Genomic DNA, 19,039 nt, shown 5'->3' with positions numbered 1-19,039 from the left:
CGTGGCGAGCGCCGATCTGACATCGAAGCGAGAAAACAGCCTTCGTTCTACGGAGGGCGGGTTCGCCGATGCGGCCCCGCACCCTCTAATGAGCCTGTTGCGGCGCCTGGCAGGGCGCGCCGTCGCGGTCGTGACGACGCTGCTCGGCCTGCTCTTCCTGACCTTTTCGATGGGTCGCCTGCTGCCTGCCGACCCGGTGCTTGCCATCACCGGGGCGGAGGTCAGCAAGGAGGTTTATGATCGCGTCTATAATGAGCTGGGGCTCGGGCAACCTGTCTGGATGCAGTTCCTCGCCTATGTCGGGAAGATTGCGACAGGCGATCTCGGCACATCGGCGACGACCGGCCAGCCGATCCTCACCGATCTCCTGACGATTTTTCCCGCCACCATCGAATTGGCGGTCATCGCCATGATCATCGGGGCGATCATCGGCGTTCCGCTTGGGATCACGGCTGCCGTCAGGCGCGGAACGATCATCGATCACGTTGCCCGCATCATCGCCCTTGCCGGCCATTCCATCCCGATCTTCTGGACCGGGTTGATGGCGCTCTTCATCTTCTATGCAAAGCTCAAGCTCGTCGGCGCATCGGGCCGGATCGATGTCTTCTACGAGGGTCTCGTCACGCCGGTGACCGGCTTTCTTCTGATCGACGCGGCGATAGAGCAGCAATGGGACGTGTTTCACAACGCCCTTGGCCACATCATCCTGCCGGCAGCGATCCTCGGCTATTATTCCGTCGCCTATATCAGCCGTATGTCGCGAAGCTTCATGCTGGAGCAACTGAGCCAGGAATACATCATCACGGCGCGGGCAAAGGGGCTCGGCACCCGCAAGGTGGTCTGGCGCCATGCATTCAAGAACATCCGGGTGCAGCTTTTGACGATCATGGCGCTGACCTTCGGCGGGCTGCTCGAGGGGGCGGTGCTGATCGAGACCGTCTTCGGGTGGCCGGGGCTCGGCCAGTACCTGACCCGGGGGCTGCAGATGAACGACATGAACGTGGTCATGGGTTCCGTCCTGACGATTGGCGCCGTCTTCCTGACGATCAACATCCTGTCGGATTTCCTTTATCGCATTCTTGATCCGAGGACACGGTGACGCCATGACGATCTCTTCTGAGCACGCAGACAGCGTTAACACTGGCGGCCTTCGCAACTGGCTGCTGGCACCGGAGCCTCGAGGGTGGTTCCAGTCATCGGCGCAGCAAATTCATCAGGGCTGGCGGAAATTCAGCCTGCACCCGCTAGGACTGGCCGGGCTAGCCATCATCGTAGTGCTGATCGTCGTGGCGCTGGCCGCCCCCCTGCTGACGAGCTATGATCCGATCGTTCAGGATATGGCCGGGCGGCTTGCGCCGCCATCCGCCAGCCATTGGCTCGGCACCGACAATTTTGGCCGCGACGTCTTTTCCCGGGTGATCTATGGCGCCCGCACCACGCTCTACATCATCATGCTCGTCACGGTCATCGTCGCACCGCTCGGCCTGCTGATCGGCACCGTCTCAGGCTATTTCGGCGGCATCGTCGATGAAGTACTGATGCGCGTCACCGACATTTTCCTCTCCTTTCCCGGGCTCGTCCTCGCGCTTGGTTTTGCCGCAGCGCTCGGTCCAGGCATCACCAATGCGATCATCGCAATTTCATTGACGGCCTGGCCGCCGATCGCGCGTCTTGCCCGCGCCGAGACGCTCAGCCTGCGCAAGGCGGACTATATCGCCGCCGTACGCCTGCAGGGCGCGACATCAATCGCGATCATCACGCGCCACATCCTGCCGATGTGCATTCCCTCGGTGATCGTCCGCGTCACCCTCAACATGGCCGGCATCATCATCACTGCCGCCGGCCTCGGTTTCCTCGGCCTTGGCGCGCAGCCACCGTGGCCGGAATGGGGTTCGATGGCCGCCAGCGGACGTGAATTCATGCTCGACAGCCCCTGGGTCATCGCAGCACCCGGCATTGCCATCGCACTCGTCAGCCTCGCCTTCAACCTCGTCGGCGATGCGCTTCGCGATGTTCTCGATCCCCGAGGTTCAGAATGACGGACTTGATCGATATCCAGAACCTCGAAATCGCCTTCGGCGGCGGACAGGTGCGGGCCGTGCGCGGCGTCAGCTTTTCGCTTGGACAGGAAAAGCTCGGGATCGTCGGTGAATCCGGCTCGGGAAAGTCGACCGTCGGCCGCGCGATCATGAAGCTGCTGCCACCGACCGCGATCGTCAATGCCGAGCGGATGCGCTTTCGCGACGTGGATCTGCTCAAGGCGACCGAAAAAACGATGATGACGATCAGGGGCCGGCGGATCGGCCTGATCCTGCAGGACCCGAAATATTCGCTCAATCCCGTCATGCGGATCGGCGAACAGATTGCCGAGACCTACCGCTTCCATCATCCGAGGACGAGCAGGGCAAAGACCTGGCAGCAGGCACTCGATATGCTCGAGGCCGTTCAGATCCGCGATCCGGAGCGTGTGGCCCGCCTTTATCCGCACGAAATCTCGGGCGGGATGGGCCAGCGGGCGATGATCGCCATGATGCTGATTGCCGAACCCGAAGTGCTGATCGCCGACGAACCGACGTCAGCGCTCGATGTGACGGTGAGGCTCGAAATTCTCGCCCTGCTCGACGAGCTCGTCTTGCGCCGCAATCTCGGGCTGATCTTCATCAGTCACGATCTCAATCTCATCAGGAACTTCTGCGATCGCGTTCTCATCATGTATGCAGGGCGGGTCGTGGAAGTGCTCGAGGCGCGCGATCTCGACAAGGCCCGACACCCTTATACGCAAGGGTTGCTGGCATCCTTGCCGACGATCGAAGATCCGCCTGCCCGGCTGCCGATCCTGAAACGAGATCCGGCCTGGCTTGAAGAATTCGCATTGGAGCCGTCGCGGTGATTAAAATCGACAATCTTACGGTCCGTTTCGGGCCTGGGCAGCGGCCTGTCGTCCGAGACGTAAGCTTCGCCATCGAAAGGGGAACTGCTTTCGGCCTGGTCGGCGAGTCCGGCTGCGGGAAGTCCACTGTCCTGAGGGCGCTTTCCGGCCTCAACGCCAACTATGACGGCCGGATCGAGCTCCACGGCGAGACGTTAAATCAGCAGCGCAGCCGGCCTTTCTTCCGCCGGGTGCAGATGGTGTTCCAGGATCCCTACGGATCCCTCCATCCCCGCAAGACCATCCGCTCGCAGCTGAAAGAACCGCTGCGCAACCAGGGGCTGGATACGAATTCGGTCGACATGAACGCGGTCCTGAGATCGGTTGGCCTCGACCCGGCGCTGAGCTACAGATTTCCGCACCAGCTGTCTGGGGGCCAGCGGCAGCGCGTGGCGATCGCCCGTGCGCTGATGCTGGATCCGGACGTTCTGCTTCTCGACGAACCGACATCGGCGCTCGACGTGTCCGTTCAGGCCGAAATCCTCAATCTCCTCCAGGATCTGCGCACCAATCGCGGTCTGACCTATCTGCTCGTCAGCCATGATCTCGCCGTCGTCTCGCACATGTGCAGCCGCGTCGCCATCATGGAAGCGGGCGAGATCGTCGAACAGGTCGATGTCGGCGCCTTGCGAAAAGGTGCGGTCGAACACCCCTATTCGCAACGCCTGCTGCGCGCGAGCAGGATGTATGGAAAGGCGTAGCTGTTCTCGGCCTTTGTTGAAAAGATTAAAGCTTGCAACGCCGGCCGCGTGTCATTGGCTCAGACGCATTTAGATATGGCAGACTTCATCTCAGACGATTTTCTTCAGGCGTACTAACCAGTCGTGCAGCCTCGATATTTGCCTTCTGAAGCGCGGCGTTCATCGTCTTCCCGGATGCGATTTCCGCAGCAAGGACGCCGATGAACTCGTCTCCGGCCCCATGCGTGCTCTCAACCTCAACCTTGACTGCTGCAACGGCGATCTCTTCTCCGCTGCGATTTGCGTAGGCGACACCCGATCCCCCGGCGGTCACCACCACTTCGGGGAAGATCTTCACAAGCTTCCTCGCCGCCTCCAGAGCGCCGTCAAGCGTTTCAACAACGGGAACGCCTGCCAGCATTTCGGCTTCGATGGCATTGACGACGATGATGTCGATCAGGTGTTGCAGATCGTTCGACAGAATGCGTGCCGGGGCTGCATTGATCAGCACGCGCCCGCCTGCCTGCTTCACGGCCTTTGCCGCCGCAACGTTGGCGGCATCGGGAATCTCGTTTTGCAGGACGAGAATTGTTGTTCTGCTGAGCAGATCTCGAGCTGCCGAGACATCGTGGTCGCCAAGCGTCAGGTTGCTTCCCGACACGATAACCGCACCATAGTCGCCTTCGGCATCGAAAGTCGCGACACTCATGCCGGTTGACTGCGATGCATCACGTCGGACGAATGTATGATCGACATTTTTGCGAGCGAGATTTGCGATAAGAAAATCCCCGAAGTCATCACCAGCAACCGCCCCGATCATGAAGGTGGCGACCCCGGTGCGGGCAGCCGAAACCGCCTGATTGCCGCCCTTGCCGCCGCTTTTCGGATGCCAGGATGTCCCCGTCACTGTCTCGCCCTTTCGGGGCCGGGCCGGTCCAAAGACGGCGATATCGTAGTGAAGGCTGCCGAAGACGGTGACAACAGGCGAAAATGTCATGGGAGGCGATCTTTTCGTTTGGACGTGACGGCGGACATAGTGCGTTCAAGATTGCGTTCGGCTGCCTGATAGTCACGCTGGGCGACGGCAACGAAGATGGCATCAAGGATGTTGAGCTGGGCGATGCGCGCTGCGGCATTTTCCCCCATCAGCGGTGAACCTTGTGCGGTGGAACACAGAACCACGTCTGCGGACTGGGCGAGAGCCGAGGAATCGTAGTTGGTGATTGCAATGGTGCGCGCGCCGTTCCTGCGCGCGAGCTGGATTGCCTCGATCACAGCGATCGTGTTGCCGGAATGGGAAAAGCCAATGGCGATATCGCCATCCACCAGCAACGAGGCCGACATCAGCATCATGTGGGAATCGTCGAAGACGCTGGCGCGCACGCCGATGCGAAGAAACTTGTGCGCCACATCCCGTGCGATCTGCGCCGAGCCGCCGACACCGTAAAAGTCGCGGTTTCTCGCCTGGTGGATCAGATCCGCTGCCCTGTCGAATGCTTCCATATCGAGAATGGCAAGCGTTTCCTCAAGGGCGTGGATCGAGGTGCGAAACACTTTCTGGACGATTTCAAGCGACGTATCCTCGACGGACAGTTCCTGATGCATCTCTGCCGTTGGCTGGCGGTTATACTGGCTGACGGCGGAGCGGAAGTCACGGAAACCGGAGAAGCCGAGCTTCTTGGTGATCTTGACCACCATGGCTTCGGAAACGCCGGCGTTCTCCGCGATCTGCTTGAGCGACGTCTCGTCACTGAAATCGCGCATGGCGAAAACGGTATCGACGACCTTTGCTTCGAGCGGCGTCAAGAGCGGCATCATCATGCGGATGCGTGGCCCGACGGCCTTCATGTCGAAGCTTTCAGCGTTCATCCCCGTCCCCTTGTCGCGCGATCGATCATCATGGCGACGAGGATTATAAGGCCGGTGGCGAGCAGTTGATAGAAGGCTTGAACGTTCATCAGCGTCAAACCGTTACGCATCGCACCAAGGATGATGGCGCCGAGGATCGTGCCGAGAATGCTTCCCTTGCCACCCATCAGCGAAGCGCCGCCGATGGCCGCAGCCGCAATCGCGTCAAGTTCCCATAGGTTGCCGAGGATAGGCTCGGCAGCCCCGAGACGCCCGATCAGGATCAGCGAAGCGAGTGCTGCCAGCCCCCCGGAAATGACATAGGCCGTGATCTTGGTGCGCGCAATCGGAACGCCGGCCACATAGGCTGCCTCTTCATTGCCACCGACCGCCATCAGATATTCGCCGATCGGTGTCTTCTTGAGCAGGATCCAGGCGGCAATCGCAACGGCAGCGACGATAATGACTGGCGTCGGAATGCCGAAGAGATTGCCGTTGAAGAGTGAGCGGAAGCCCGTGGGAATGCCGAGAACAGGATTGCCGCCGGTATAAATGAGCGCGATGGCCCGGTAAGTGCTGAGCGTCCCGAGCGTGACGATGAACGGCTGCAGGCCGACATAGGCGACAAGCGCGCCGTTGATGAAGCCGCAGACGACGCCGACGCCGAGACCGGTGAAGATCGCCAGCGGTATCGGCGTGCCGGTCAGAAGAAGGGTCGCGGTGATGACGGCGGAGATTGCGGCCGTCGGACCAACGGATAAATCGATGCCGCCCGAGATGATCACCAGCGTCATGCCGAGCGCAAGGCACGCATTGATGCTCGACTGCTGGAGGATATTGATGAGGTTTCGTTCGGAGACGAAGCCAGGAACGAGCGCGGCAAACACGGCCATGATGATAATGAGCCCGATCAGGGTTCCGGCATCGCGGAGCGAAAACGAGAAGCGGCGAAAGACCGGTGCGGGCTTAACGGATGCAGTCGAAGAACTGGTCATTGGGTGTCCTGTCTGGTTCACGCGGAGCTCGCAGTGCGGGCGACGGTGGCGCCGGGGTTGGCCCCGGGAATGGCATGCGCGACGATCGCGCTTTCGCTCAGCTGGTCGCGTGGAATGTCCGCAGCGATCGAACCTTCCCGCATGACCAGCACGCGGTCCGAGAGCCGGATAACCTCCGGCAGTTCAGAGGAGACGACGATGATCGAATGGCCTTCGCGGGCAAGATCCTCGATCAGATGATAGATCTCGGACTTGGCGCCGACATCGATACCTCGGGTGGGCTCGTCGAACAGCAAGATCTGCGACTTGGCCGCTAGCCAACGGGCAATGATCGCCTTCTGCTGATTGCCGCCGCTGAAAAGGCGAATGGGGCGATCCAGTTGAAACGGCCGCAGATTGACGCGCTTCAACAAATCTTGTGCGGCCGCACGGAGCTTGCCCGTGTTGATCATGCCGCCCGACGAAAAGCTGGAAAGCGAAGCGAGCGCCATGTTGGTACTGACTGGACGTAGGGGAATGATCCCTTCCCGCTTGCGTTCTTCCGGCACGAGACCGATGCCGGCGGCGATCGCATCGCGCGGGGAGGCGAAGCGCAGGGCCTTGCCGTCGATGGCGATCGACCCGTCGCTCAGGCGGTCAGCGCCGGCCAGAAGCCGCAGCAGTTCCGTGCGACCGGAGCCCACGAGCCCGGCAATGCCAAGCACTTCACCCTTGTGCAGCGTGAACGACACATCGCGGATCTTCGTTGCGGATGACAGGTTCTTGGCCTCGAGCTTGACCGTATCGGTGACGAAGGAATTGTGTTCCTCTTGCATCAGCTCGCGACCGACCATCATCGCGATCACGTCCTTTTCCGAGGCACTCTTGAGATCGACCATGCCGACGAGCTTGCCATCGCGCATGACGCTGGCGCGGTGGCAGATGCGGAAGACCTCGTCCATCTTGTGGGAGACATAGATGATCGAGACCCCACTCGCCGAAAGGCTGGCGATCACCTCTGCCAGACGGTCGAACTCGCTCGGCGTCAGGCTCGACGTCGGCTCGTCCATGGCGATGACCTTCGCCTTGTCGAGCAGCGCGCGACCGATCTCGACGATCTGGCGTTGCGCGACCTTGAGGGAGGAGATCGGCGCTGAAGGATCAATAGTCCTGTCGATCAGCGAGAGGGCTTGCGCCGCGCGGCTCTCCTGCTCACGGCGGGAGACGAAAAGACCACCCAGGCGGGTCAGCGGATGACCGAGAAACATGTTCTGGGCGACGCTCAAATGCGGCACCTGCTGCAATTCCTGGTGAATCATGGCGACGCCCACACTGCGGGCATCTATCGGCCTTTTGAGGATCAGGGCCTGACCATCGACAAAGACCGTTCCGGAGGTCGGGCGGAACACGCCGGAGAGGATTCGCAGAAGTGTGGATTTGCCGGCGCCGTTTTCGCCTAGAAGTCCGTGGATCTCGCCGGCTGCAACATCGAACGACACGTCGGCCAGGGCGTTCACCCCGGGGAAGCTCTTGGAGATCGTCTCGAATCTCAGTCGCGGCACCATCACTCCACCTCCTTCAACACATCGGGATGCCGGCCTTGACGGCCGGCATCGTCGACGTTCGTTACTTGGCTGCCTTGGCATCTTCCATCAGCACCGCCCGGACATCGACGCCCGCACCCTGGTAGCGGCTGAGATTGTCGGCGGTGATGAGGGCCTGCGGGGTCGCCACCACGCGTGGCAGCTTCTGGCCGGCAACCAGGCGCAGCGCGGCCTCGAGCGCCACTTCGCCGGTCAGGACCGGGAAGCTGTCGACCGTGCCGGTCAGTTCGCCGGCCTTGATCGAAGCGTAGGCGTCAGAGATGCCGTCGGTGCCGAAAACAGCGACCTTGCCCTGGAGGCCTGCGGCTTTCACGGCCTCGACGATGCCGAGCGCCATGCCGTCATTGTTGGCATAGAAGCCGACCAGGTCGGGATGCTGGTTAAGGATGTTGGTCGCAGCATCGTAGGACGTCTGACGATCCCAATTTCCCGGAACGCTGGCGACGACTTCGAACTTGCCGCCTTCGCTGATTGTCGATTTGAAACCGTCGGTGCGTTGCACCGCCGCATAGACGCCGGCTTGACCTTCAATGATGGCGACCTTACCGCCCTCGGGACGATGCTCGATGAACCGTTTGGCCACGCGCACGCCGTTGTCGCGCTGGACGTTGCCGACATAATGCTCGGCCTGCGGAATGACGGCATCGTTGACGTTGACGACCGGAATATTGGCCGCCTTGGCCTGCTCGATGACCGGCTGCAGGTTGGCGTCCGTCTGCGGAGAGACGAGCAAGACGTTATAGCCCTGCGTGATCATGCCCTCGGCGATGGTCAGCTGGCCGAGCTGGTCACCCTCGCTCTGGGCAGCCTGATAAATGACGGGAACGTTGACCTTCTTGCCGAGGGCCGCGTAGCCTTCGCCCAGCGAGCGCCAGTATTCGTTCGTCAGTGTCTTGGAAACGGCACCGGCCTTCGTGCCTTCGGGCAGCTTGGGCAGCGCGCCAAGCTTTGTCTCGAGCTGCGACCAGTCCATACGGTCCTTTTCGGTATCGGAATTGAGGGGCGCGAGTTCCTGCGCGACGGCCGCGCCGAACAGGAGGCTGGCGGCAATGCCGGCAGCAAGGGTCGTCTTCAAAAAGGTCGTCATCGGTTCCTCCCGGATAGGGTCGATCGGCACGCCTCCGGCATGCCTTGGGTTCAAGGGTCGTAGAAATTCAGGGTATGTTGACGGTCAGGCAGTTCAGCCGAGCATGAGTTCCTGGACAACCGCCTGCGCAGAGACTGCATCCTGTCGGTCAATCGCCCCGGAGAGACGATTGTCCTGCTCGAGGCGATCCACCACCGTCAGCATCCGCTTGACGGTCTGGATGTTCACCTCGCATTCGTGGACCGGATCGAGACCGGTCATATCGGGGAACGTGTCGAAATAGATCGCGCCGTCATAACCGTCCTTGCGGATCTGGCGTAGCAGCTCGATCGTCTGCTGGGTATGCACCGCGCCGACCATCAGACCGTCGTCGCGTTTGGCATAGCCGTCATTGAGATGAACACCCAGAACGCGGCTGTAGCGGGCAATGAGAGCTGCGGCAAATGCCGGCTGCTCGTCGGCATAGAGCACATGGGCAAAGTCCAGCGTGACGCCGAGATTGGGCATATCGACATCCTTGATCGCCAGGAGCGTGGTCGCGCAGTCGGGCATCAGGCTGTAGGAGCGTGGCTCGTTCGGCTTGTATTCGATGCTGATCTCGCAGTCGGGATCATGCATGCAAACTTCACGAATTCCGTCTATTTCGTGTTGCCAAAGCGTATGGTAGTCCGCCTGAAAGGCATAATCGAAACCATCCTGTCCAAGCCAGATCGTCATCAGCTTGCTGCCGGCGGCGCGGGCCGAGTCGATGCCCTTCTTGGTGAGATCGATCGCTTCGCGGCGAACTGCCGGATCGGGGTTGGTGAAAGCGCCGATTTTGAAGGCCGGATTGGTATAATAGCGCATGGCGAAGCCGTTGATGGCTAGGCCGAGATCACCGATCTGACGCGCCAGGACGGCCGGATCGTCGGCCACATGGTCAGGATAATTGAGATCGAGATCGGTTAGACCATCGACCTTGGCAGCGCGCGTCGCCATTTGCAGGACGGTCGGCTTGCCGGAAAGCTCCGGCCATTCGGCCGTTGGCTTCGAGGCAAAAGAATTAAGGCGGGTGGCGAATTTCAATTGGGTCACGGCTTTGGCTCACTTCAGTCGCTATGCACACTACTTCACAGAATAATTTAGATTTGTAAAGTTATAAGTGTTGTGCAATGCGTCAATTCGTTGTGGGCCGCGTCGGAGATATCTGCTTCCGCCCTTGCCTCCCTCGCCAAAGCACCGGCGTGCGGAAACCCGCCGCCGGTATTGACAGCCTTGGCTGGATGGAATTCGAAAGGGCCCCAAATGGGTCGCCTGTACGGCAGGATGTCGGCGTCAGCCGGCCATTACGGCCTCGATCTCGGCAAGCGAGGGCATGGCAGGGGCCGTCCCGCGTCTCGTCACGGCGATGCCGGCAGTGGCGCAGCCGAAGCGGACAGCATCGAGCGGCGGCGCGCCTCGCGCAAGTGCTGCTGCAAAGCCGCCGACGAAGGCATCGCCGGCGCCGGTCGTATCGATGACCGGGCCGCAGGAGACGGCTGGCACATGAGCCGACTGCCCGGCATTGTGAAACAACACGCCGCGGGCGCCGAGCGTGATGACCGCCGCACCCACTCCCTGCGCCAAAAACACGTCAGCTGCGCGTTTCGCATCGTCCAGCGTTTCGATCGGAAAGCCGACCAGGGCCGCGGCTTCTGTCTCGTTCGGGATGATATAGTCGCAGAGCCGGTAGATCTCCGCTGGAAAGGCGCCCGCGGGTGCGGGGTTGAAAATCGTGGTGACACCGGCCTTCCTTGCAATATCAAGCGCCCGATGGGCCGCGGGTGCAGGCTGTTCCAGTTGGGTGATGAACACTGCGGATTGCTCGATCGTCTCGCGCGCTCCCTCGACATCCTCGATGCCGATCGTGCCGGCTGCCCCGGCATAGACGATGATAGCGTTGTCGCCGGTGCGGTCGTTGACATAGATGAAAGCGGCCCCTGTCGGCTTGTCGTCCATGACGATCAGCTTCGCCGTCACGCCGGCCTGCTCATAGGTCTTGAGCGCCAGATCGCCGAATGTGTCGCGACCAATCTTCGAAATGAAGGACACGTCAGCTCCGGCACGCGCGGCAGCCACCGCCTGATTGGATCCCTTGCCGCCAGGGCCAACAGAAAAGCCGCTGCCGGCGATGGTTTCGCCCAGGGCCGGCATGCGCGGCGCGAGATAGGCGGTGTCGGCGACAAAAATGCCGAGAATGGAAATTCCGGTTCTCATGGCTGACACCTCACACGCCTGCAGGTGCGATGACGCCCTTGGTGAACAGGAAGCAGCCATAGAACCGCGTCTCGCCGGTCGAGATTACACAATAGGCCTTCTTGGCGAGATCGTAGAAGGCGAAGCGCTCGATGCCGTACATGGGCGAAGGTTTGCCTTCCGCCCGGTCGATCTCCGCCTGCACCTCGCTTTGCACCGCCGGCATCTCCCCCGGCGCACCCATGACTTCCATGCGGCCGGCGGAATTCTGGAGCGGTGTGTCGAGTGGCAGCACAGAGAGGATCGCACGGATCGCCTGCGGTGCCGAGAGATTGGCCATGCTGAGCGGCCTACCGATCACCGTCTGGCGGGCCACACTGTCGCTCGGGAAATTGGTATCGGACACAACAAGCGTGTCCCCATGCCCCATGGAGCGCAAGGCGTGCAGCACGTCTGCATTGAGCGCCGGGTCAAGATTTTTGAGCATTAGAAATGTCCTCCTCGTGCCTCTATTTAACGGCGCCTGCCGTCAGGCCCTTCACAATGTAGCGCTCCAGGAAAATGCCGACGAGCACCAGCGGCATGATCGCCGCCGTGGCGATGGCGGCCATTGACCACCAGTTAATCCCCTGCGACCCCGTCTGGCTTGCCACCATCACCGGCAGCGTTTTTGCATTCGAACTCGTCAGCAGTGCCGCAAAGAAATATTCGTTCCAGCAAAGAATGACCGAAAGGATGAAAGCTGCCACCATGCCGGGCAGTGCGATCGGCAGGACGATCCGTAGGAAAGCGCCCCAGATCGAGCAGCCGTCAACCAGTGCCGCCTGTTCCAGCTCGACCGGGATGGTGTCGAACTGGTCGCGCATAATCCATATCACGATCGGCAGCACCATCAGCGTGTAGATAAGAATGAGGCCGATCAGCGTATCGAGCAGCATCAGGTGCTTGTAGAGAACCAGGAACGGCATAGCGAGCACGACCGGCGGCAGGATCAACTGCGACAGGAAGAAGAAGGAAATGTCCTTGTTCGCCATCCAAAGGAATTTATAGGAGAACCGGCTGAGCCCATAGGCCGCCAGCGATCCGATGAGCACCGCCAGGAACGACGCCCCCGCTGACGCCACGATGCTGTTGAGAAAGCGACGGATGAACTCATCGCGCACAGTCGATGGCGCCAAGATCGTATCCGGCGAGAGGCCGAGCGAGCGCCAGCCCTTCCAGTCCGGCGTAAAGTCCACGAACGGGATCAGATGCCCCTGCGTCACGTTGACCGCTGTCTTGAACGAGGTCGTGATCGTCCAGTAGATCGGAAAGAGCGAGATGAAGGCCCAGAAGACCAGAGCCGCATAGATCAGCAGGCTGTTGGTCAGGAATTGCGGGCGCCGCGACCAGAGGCTCCCCGGCCTATCGGATGTTTCAGCGATGATCGCCATGGGCTTCGCCTCAATTTTCACGTTGCATCCATCGGCTCGCCCCTTTCAGGATGAGCGCGACGAAGATGATGATGATGACGAGATAGAATTCCGCAAGCATGGTGCCGTAGCCGACATTGGAACGGTCACGATATTCGCGGAAGATGAAGCTCGACACGGTATCCGTCGCCCCGCCCGGTCCGCCAGCGGTGACGTTGATGACGATATCGGCGAGCTTCAGCTGGAAGATGATGCGCAGGATGATCACTGTCATGCTGACCGGAAGCATCAGCGGAAAGGTGATCTCCTTGAAACTCTGCCAGCCTGACGCTCCATCCACTTTCGCCGCCTCCTTGATTTCGGAAGGAAGCGCCTGAAGGCCGGCGAGCAGCAGGATCATCATGAACGGGATCGACACCCAGGCATCCATGGCCATGATCGAGGTTCGCGCGAGCCACGGCGTCGAGAAGAATGCCGGATTGTCCCAGCCAAGATGGCGCGCAAGGGTCGCCGCCGGGCCGAACCGGTATTCCATGAGTGATTTTCCAATCATCCAGCTGACAGCTACCGGGCTCAGCATCAGCGGCAGGAGAAAGGCAACACGGAAGAATTTGCGCGCCTTGATCTCGGCGTTGAGCAGCAGCGCCAGCCCGAAGGCAATGACATATTGAACGAGGACCGAAAGAACATAATAGACCATGTTCAGCAGCGCGTTCCAGAAATACCGGTCCGCGAACAAAGTGCGTAGATTGTCGAGCCCGTTGAAGCGTCGGCCGGCCGCCGCGCTCAGGTTCCAATCCGTGAAAGCGATATAAAGCCCGAAGACGGTCGGGAAAACCACCATGGCGACGGTGAAGAGCACGGCAGGAAGCACGAAAACCGCGCGCTGCCCCGCCTCACCGCGGATCATCACCTGGCTCGCACACAGTGCCACCGCCCAGACGATATAGGCAAACAGCAGCGGTCGCCAGCTGACGAGGCCGAGCGCCGTGACCCCGCTCGCATCGAGGATCTGGAGAATGAGGACGGCGAACAACAAGATGGTCGCAGCGAAGAGCAGCAGCCGACCGCGCCTGGCGGCGGCGCGCTGGACCGTCGCGCCCTCCACAGGGCTGACGGCTGGGGTAATCGTATGCGACATAGGCAAGACCCTTGAGGCAGAAAGGCGTGCGGAACCGGGCAACGGTTCAGGCGGCACGACTTTGTGCCGCCTGAGATCATGGACGAGACATCCGAAGATGTCCGTCGTATATCAGGCCCCGAGCGAGGCCTTGTAGAGCGCAAGCTGCTTGTCGCGGCCGAGCTGATCGGTGATCTTCTCCCAGGCGGCAGCGATCGCATCGGCGCCGGCCTGTGCGGTTACCTGTCCGGCGAAAACCTTGGCCAGTTCGTCTTCCGCGACGCTGTAATATTGGAAGATGCCCGGAATACGCGGCTCGATAGCGGCGTTCGGATGGTTGTAGGAATTCGACTGCGAAGCGAGATAGCCTGAGATAAAGGTTTCGTCATAACCTGCCGACACCCATTCCTTGATGTCGAACTGGCTCTTGCGATAGCACTGGAAGCCGGACGGATAGGCCGCCGTCCAGAGTGCCAGATCCTTGCCGCCGAGATGGGCTGCAGCACTCCAGGCCGCTTTCTTCTTTTTCTCGTCGCTGTCGACCCGGGCCATCACATAGACGCCCCAGCCCAGATAGGCCATGTTTGGCGCGTGGTTCGGGCCGCTGGCAAGCTTTTCCCACTGGCCGGTCTTCGAATTATAGACATCGTCCGATCCCGGAAGGATGTCGAAGCCGATGGTGTCGCCAACGACCGAGCTGTCGCTGGTGCGCGCGCTTGCACCCACGTCTCCCCACCAGGAGACCATGGAACCGGTGCCGGCCAGAAATTGCTGGAAAGCTGTCGTGCCCGGATCGGCATTGAGCTGATCGCCCGCTTCCGATGGCAGGGCGTCGATGACGTCCTGAATCGCCCGGACCCATGCCGGGTTGTTGATGCGCGGCTTCATCGTGTCGGTGTCGAACAACCAGGCCTTGTCATCTGGATGCTTGGCATAGGCCGTGGCGCGGCTGCCGAGGAAGTAGAAGCCGAAACCGCCCCAAGCCTTGGGTGCGTCGAGATAGCCGACCGCTTCCATGCCGCCGATGGTCTTGCCCTTGAGGAATTTGGTGACCTCCTGAACCTTCTGCCAGGTCTTCGGAACGCCCCACTCGCCCTCGTGGCCTTCGTCCTTCCAGGCCTTCGCCAGGTCGGCATCGGCGAAGTAGTCGGTGCGGTAGTTGAAGTTGTGGCAATCGCCATCGACCGAGACGCGGTAGGTCTTGCCGTCCCAGGTGCCAACCGGCGCCTTGAGGTAGTCGACATAGTCGTCCATATCGATCTGGGTCTTGACCCAGTCCGGCATCTCCGACGCCAGCCCCTTGCCGCAGACATCACCCTCGAACGGCGCGCCCATCTCGAGCAGGTCGAAATCGACCGTACCCGTTGCGATCGCCTGCTGCAGGCGTGGATTGTAGTCAGCCTGCGCAAGGTCGATCCAGGTGATCTTGGCGCCGGTATAATCCTCCCAAGGCTTGAGGAAGCCGCGGAACAGAACGTTATGCAGGTTCTGGTTATTCAGGCCCATGAAAGATAGTTCGACGCCGGCGAACTCGCCCTGTTTGACGCTCTTCTTCGTCGCTTCCAGGCACATCTCGCCAACTTTCTGCCAGTCGGCATCCGTCGGCGAGCCTTTGCCGACACCCGGCACCTGCAAGATCTGGCTGCGCAAGGATGCATCCTGCGCAAAGGCCGTTCCGAATGGACCGAGCATGGCGCTTCCGGCTGCGACCGCACCGAGGCTTGCACTGGTCTTCAGGATGGCGCGCCGGCTCAGGCCGATCGCCATCATTCTCTCGAAATCACTGACTTTCATATGGGTCTCCTCCCGTTGATAAACCGCCACGGTTGTGGCTGCCGGCGCTTCCTCCTCGAAGCGGCAGCAAGAACTCTCAGATAAGCCTCAGTCCGCTCTCTCCGTCAAACAGATGGACGAGGGCGGCGTTCGGCGTCATCGCGATCACATGGTCCGAGGGCTCCTCGACGCGGTCGCGAAAGACGCCGATGATCTTCTGTTGCCCAAGCTTTGCAAAGACCTGCGTTTCCGATCCGGTCGATTCAACGACCGTCACATGTGCGCTGACCGAGCCGCCAAGCGTGAAGTGCTCGGGCCGAATGCCGTAAAAGGCTGGCCGCCCGTCCGAGCCCGCAGGCGCGCGGTGGAGCGGCAGCCGAATACCCTCATCCGTCTCGAAGAACGGCTCGGCGGCAGAGCGGATGTGGCCCTTGATCAGGTTCATCGATGGCGAACCGATGAAACCGGCGACGAAGGTGTTGGCAGGCGTATCGTAAAGCGTCAGCGGCGAACCGATTTGCTCGACACGTCCGTCGCGCAGCACCACGATTCGGTCGGCCATGGTCATGGCCTCCACCTGATCATGCGTCACGTAGATCATCGTCGTTGCCAGCCGGCGCTGCAACTCCTTGATCTCGGCGCGCATCTGCACGCGCAGCTTGGCATCAAGGTTAGAGAGTGGCTCGTCAAACAGGAATACCTTGGGATCGCGCACGATCGCCCTTCCCATCGCCACGCGCTGACGCTGGCCTCCAGAAAGCTGGCGGGGATAGCGGGCAAGATACGGCACCAGATCAAGGATCTCGGCCGCCTTGCGCACCCGCCCCTCGATATCGGCCTTCGTCTCACCGCGCATCTTCAGCGCGAAGCCCATATTCTGCGCCACCGTCTTGTGCGGATAGAGCGCATAGCTCTGAAATACCATGGCGATATCGCGGTCCTTCGGCGGCAGGTCGTTGACCACCTTGCCGTCGATCCGGATGTCACCGAAGGTTATCGGTTCGAGGCCGGCGACCATGCGCAGCAGCGTCGATTTTCCGCAACCCGACGGCCCCACCAGAACGACGAACTCGCCGTCGGGGATTTCGACGGAAACGCCATGGATCACCGTCAGGCTTCCATAGGCCTTACCGACATTGACGATATTCATCGATGCCAAATATGATCCTCCTCCAACGGCGTCGCGCACTCCTCGCGACGTTTGATCGACCTTCCTGCAAAGCGGCGGCAGGTAGAGCGCTCAGCTGCACCCGCCGCCCCTATCCTGGGAGGACGTCATTCGCACCGATAACTTCACACATGGAATTACCGTTGTAAAGTAATCCATTGCAGAATTCTCAGATATTTCTCGTTTTCGTTCTCGCGACGACTTGACTAACCATAAGCATCATCGGATATGTGCGGTGCTTTTGTCCAAAAATATAAACGAAGCATTTGAGGCTGAACCCATTTCAAAACATTACGGAATTTGCATAATCTGTAAAGATTAGACCTTTGGACAGGGAGGCACAACATGCTGAGGGGAATCGATCCAGTCTTAAACGCCGAGCTGATGCATGCTTTGATGCTGATGGGGCACGGGGACCAACTGGTCTTGTGCGACGTCAACCACCCTGCCCAGACCATAGCCCGGCATACAACCTACGGCCATCTCATCGACGTTTCCGGCTGCGGCTTGGAGCGTGTCGCTGAAGCTATTCTGACGCTCTTCCCACTGGACACGTTCATCGATGCGCCGGTGAAAAGGATGCAAGTTGTTGGCGACGCCAGCGGGCAAATGCCGATTTTCGCGACGATACAAAAAGTCATCGATCGCGCTGAAGATCGCCCTGTTCGGATGGAGGCATTGGAGCGTTTCGCATTTTACGAAGCAGCGAAAAAATCCTTCGCGATCGTCAGAACCTCCGACCCAGGGCCCTATGGGTGCTTCATTTTCAGCAAAGGTGTCATCTAATCTTTGACTGCGAAATTGGTCCGAGACGCTTGCGTTTTCGGCGACCGGTACGGCTTCGGCTGCCTGCCTGCGTCGTCGCAGACCAGGACTGAATGAATTAGAGCCGTGAAGCGCTTCGTGGAGACGACGCCAGAGCGACCGGCCGTTGAGCGAGCGGTCGCTTTGACGGCCTCACATGTGTTCAGGACTGATTTGGACGCAGAAACGCCGAAAGCTTTCACCGCAAAACGGCCCGCCCTGGTCTACCGCCGATCGTGAAGGCTCGGTCAAACAGCGCGGACCGTCTTGCTATTTCCAGCTCGTGTAATCGTCGGCGACGCAACCAAGAGGCGCGCGATCCTGACCAAACCGCTTCTTGAGCTGCCCGCATCCCCACTCGTTTAACGGCGCCGGCATAAGATTGTTGATGTCCATGCCAGGCGATTGGAATGGTGTCGTGGAGGTCGTGACGTACCAAAGCCAGAAGCCGACCACACCGACGAGGATCAGAAGCAACATACCGAAGAAAACCTGCAATCGCCTCCAGATCGATACCCCCGCCTGCTTGGGGTCTTCGATCAAAACCGGCACACTCCGATCGCTTTCTTGCTGGTGCGCGAAAGGTGCTAGAGCCGCGTTGCGCTCATCATCCGTAAGCTTCACGCGCTGCAGACGATCGTCCAGAAGCACTGGCAGGGCAGTATTGCCGTGCCTGACAGCCAGTCCGATCGCTTTGCCATTGGCTTCCCCGACGATCAGAGGCTCTTCTCCATTCTTCATGCGCGTGTAAGCCGATCGCCCCGTTTTGTCGTTGGCAATCTTGTCATTGTAGGTGATGGAAAGGACGCCGCGTCTGCGGTCGAATGCGGTGACCTCGACCGGAACGGGGGTCAGCATGGCAGGCCGAAGCAATTGGCCCTTGACCCACCAGATGCGGATAGCGAGAAAAATCATCCCCAGGCCCATGCCGCCAAACAGTAGCGCGAACACGGTGAGCGTGATGATCCGGTTCCACAGCATGTCCAGACCCAAGCTCATCGTCGCAAGTTCCGGATGATCGGCGGATATCACAAGACCGGTTTCGTAGTCGCCAGTATGGAAATCGACGAACATGACCTCGACATCGGTGTCGTAGTCTCGTCCGCCGTAGCTGTAGACAAGGCGTGCCTCGCAATCGGTAAAGACTGCCTTGCGTGTCGTGCATCGCCCGTTTTGCACGTCGCCATTTTCCAGCGTCAAAGGGTTCTGGCTGATCTGGAAATCGCGGATTACGCCTGGTGCTTCCGAGACGAATAGAAAGACAGCCAGTGCCAGGATGATGGGCGTTGACCAGAAGTAAGCATTCGGGGTGGAGATGACGTTGCGCGCCAACGAGAGCGGGCGACTAGGAAGAACAAGCGAAGACAATGGCGTAGGTCCCCTCATGTGGCAGCGCAGTGCGCTGGGAAAGCTTCAGACAGTGACC

18 protein-coding genes are annotated in these 19,039 nt (G+C 60.3%); 5 read left to right on the top strand and 13 right to left on the bottom strand.

Going from position 1 to position 19,039, the window contains the following annotated elements:
* Position 1 precedes the first annotated feature (1 nt).
* The 4 genes from AC1D2N_RS18870 to AC1D2N_RS18855 are packed head-to-tail and all read left to right on the top strand — an operon-like array spanning position 2 to position 3,630.
* On the top strand, positions 2-1,099 hold the full coding sequence (locus AC1D2N_RS18870) for an ABC transporter permease (protein ID WP_018245813.1): 1,098 nt from the start codon (positions 2-4) through the stop codon (positions 1,097-1,099).
* A gap of 4 nt (positions 1,100-1,103) precedes the next feature.
* Entirely contained in the window at positions 1,104-2,039 is a 936-nt protein-coding gene (locus AC1D2N_RS18865) for an ABC transporter permease (RefSeq protein ID WP_018245814.1), read from the top strand.
* Positions 2,036-2,890, top strand: a complete 855-nt coding sequence (locus AC1D2N_RS18860; protein ID WP_018245815.1) for an ABC transporter ATP-binding protein — start codon at positions 2,036-2,038, stop codon at positions 2,888-2,890. Before AC1D2N_RS18865 ends, AC1D2N_RS18860 begins: the two co-directional genes overlap by 4 nt.
* Positions 2,887-3,630, top strand: a complete 744-nt coding sequence (locus AC1D2N_RS18855) for an ABC transporter ATP-binding protein (RefSeq protein ID WP_018245816.1) — start codon at positions 2,887-2,889, stop codon at positions 3,628-3,630. The genes AC1D2N_RS18860 and AC1D2N_RS18855 overlap by 4 nt, the downstream gene beginning before the upstream one ends.
* Positions 3,631-3,715: 85 nt before the next feature.
* On the opposite strand, the gene AC1D2N_RS18850 is transcribed toward AC1D2N_RS18855, so the two are convergent.
* From AC1D2N_RS18850 to AC1D2N_RS18795, 12 genes are all read right to left on the bottom strand, one after another.
* Complete coding sequence (locus tag AC1D2N_RS18850; RefSeq protein ID WP_018245817.1) at positions 3,716-4,606, bottom strand: ribokinase; 891 nt, start codon at positions 4,604-4,606, stop codon at positions 3,716-3,718.
* Positions 4,603-5,478: a MurR/RpiR family transcriptional regulator gene (locus AC1D2N_RS18845; protein WP_018245818.1), complete on the bottom strand. Its 876-nt coding sequence runs from the start codon at positions 5,476-5,478 to the stop codon at positions 4,603-4,605. The genes AC1D2N_RS18850 and AC1D2N_RS18845 overlap by 4 nt, the downstream gene beginning before the upstream one ends.
* Positions 5,475-6,452 (bottom strand): ABC transporter permease, encoded by a 978-nt coding sequence (locus AC1D2N_RS18840; protein WP_130729629.1) that lies wholly within the window; start codon positions 6,450-6,452, stop codon positions 5,475-5,477. Before AC1D2N_RS18840 ends, AC1D2N_RS18845 begins: the two co-directional genes overlap by 4 nt.
* A gap of 17 nt (positions 6,453-6,469) precedes the next feature.
* Entirely contained in the window at positions 6,470-7,996 is a 1,527-nt protein-coding gene (locus tag AC1D2N_RS18835) for a sugar ABC transporter ATP-binding protein (RefSeq protein ID WP_130729628.1), read from the bottom strand.
* A 61-nt stretch (positions 7,997-8,057) separates the two neighbouring features.
* Entirely contained in the window at positions 8,058-9,122 is a 1,065-nt protein-coding gene (locus AC1D2N_RS18830) for a sugar ABC transporter substrate-binding protein (RefSeq protein WP_477981756.1), read from the bottom strand.
* A gap of 93 nt (positions 9,123-9,215) precedes the next feature.
* Positions 9,216-10,187: a sugar phosphate isomerase/epimerase family protein gene (locus AC1D2N_RS18825; RefSeq protein ID WP_018245822.1), complete on the bottom strand. Its 972-nt coding sequence runs from the start codon at positions 10,185-10,187 to the stop codon at positions 9,216-9,218.
* A gap of 249 nt (positions 10,188-10,436) precedes the next feature.
* Positions 10,437-11,357 (bottom strand): ribokinase, encoded by a 921-nt coding sequence (rbsK, locus tag AC1D2N_RS18820; protein WP_018245823.1) that lies wholly within the window; start codon positions 11,355-11,357, stop codon positions 10,437-10,439.
* Positions 11,358-11,367: 10 nt separating this feature from the next.
* Positions 11,368-11,823, bottom strand: a complete 456-nt coding sequence (locus AC1D2N_RS18815) for an RbsD/FucU family protein (RefSeq protein ID WP_018245824.1) — start codon at positions 11,821-11,823, stop codon at positions 11,368-11,370.
* A 22-nt stretch (positions 11,824-11,845) separates the two neighbouring features.
* Positions 11,846-12,769 carry a carbohydrate ABC transporter permease gene (locus AC1D2N_RS18810; protein ID WP_018245825.1) on the bottom strand — a complete coding sequence of 308 codons (924 nt, stop codon included), beginning with the start codon at positions 12,767-12,769 and terminating at the stop codon, positions 11,846-11,848.
* Positions 12,770-12,779: 10 nt separating this feature from the next.
* Complete coding sequence (locus AC1D2N_RS18805; protein ID WP_018516602.1) at positions 12,780-13,889, bottom strand: carbohydrate ABC transporter permease; 1,110 nt, start codon at positions 13,887-13,889, stop codon at positions 12,780-12,782.
* A 111-nt stretch (positions 13,890-14,000) separates the two neighbouring features.
* A complete protein-coding gene (locus AC1D2N_RS18800) occupies positions 14,001-15,662 on the bottom strand; it encodes an ABC transporter substrate-binding protein (RefSeq protein ID WP_477981754.1) in 1,662 nt (553 codons plus the stop codon).
* Positions 15,663-15,738: 76 nt separating this feature from the next.
* Positions 15,739-16,800: an ABC transporter ATP-binding protein gene (locus AC1D2N_RS18795; protein ID WP_018245828.1), complete on the bottom strand. Its 1,062-nt coding sequence runs from the start codon at positions 16,798-16,800 to the stop codon at positions 15,739-15,741.
* A gap of 354 nt (positions 16,801-17,154) precedes the next feature.
* Between AC1D2N_RS18795 and AC1D2N_RS18790 the strand changes: the two genes are divergently transcribed.
* Positions 17,155-17,595 (top strand): RbsD/FucU family protein, encoded by a 441-nt coding sequence (locus AC1D2N_RS18790; RefSeq protein WP_018245829.1) that lies wholly within the window; start codon positions 17,155-17,157, stop codon positions 17,593-17,595.
* Between the two features lie 288 nt (positions 17,596-17,883).
* On the opposite strand, the gene AC1D2N_RS18785 is transcribed toward AC1D2N_RS18790, so the two are convergent.
* Positions 17,884-18,999, bottom strand: a complete 1,116-nt coding sequence (locus AC1D2N_RS18785; RefSeq protein WP_197729241.1) for a hypothetical protein — start codon at positions 18,997-18,999, stop codon at positions 17,884-17,886.
* Between the last annotated feature and the right edge of the window lie 40 nt (positions 19,000-19,039).

The organism is Rhizobium sp. P1_B8, assembly GCF_056406515.1.
Note: the sequence above shows the minus strand (reverse complement) of the source record. Positions and strands in the feature narration are given on the sequence as shown.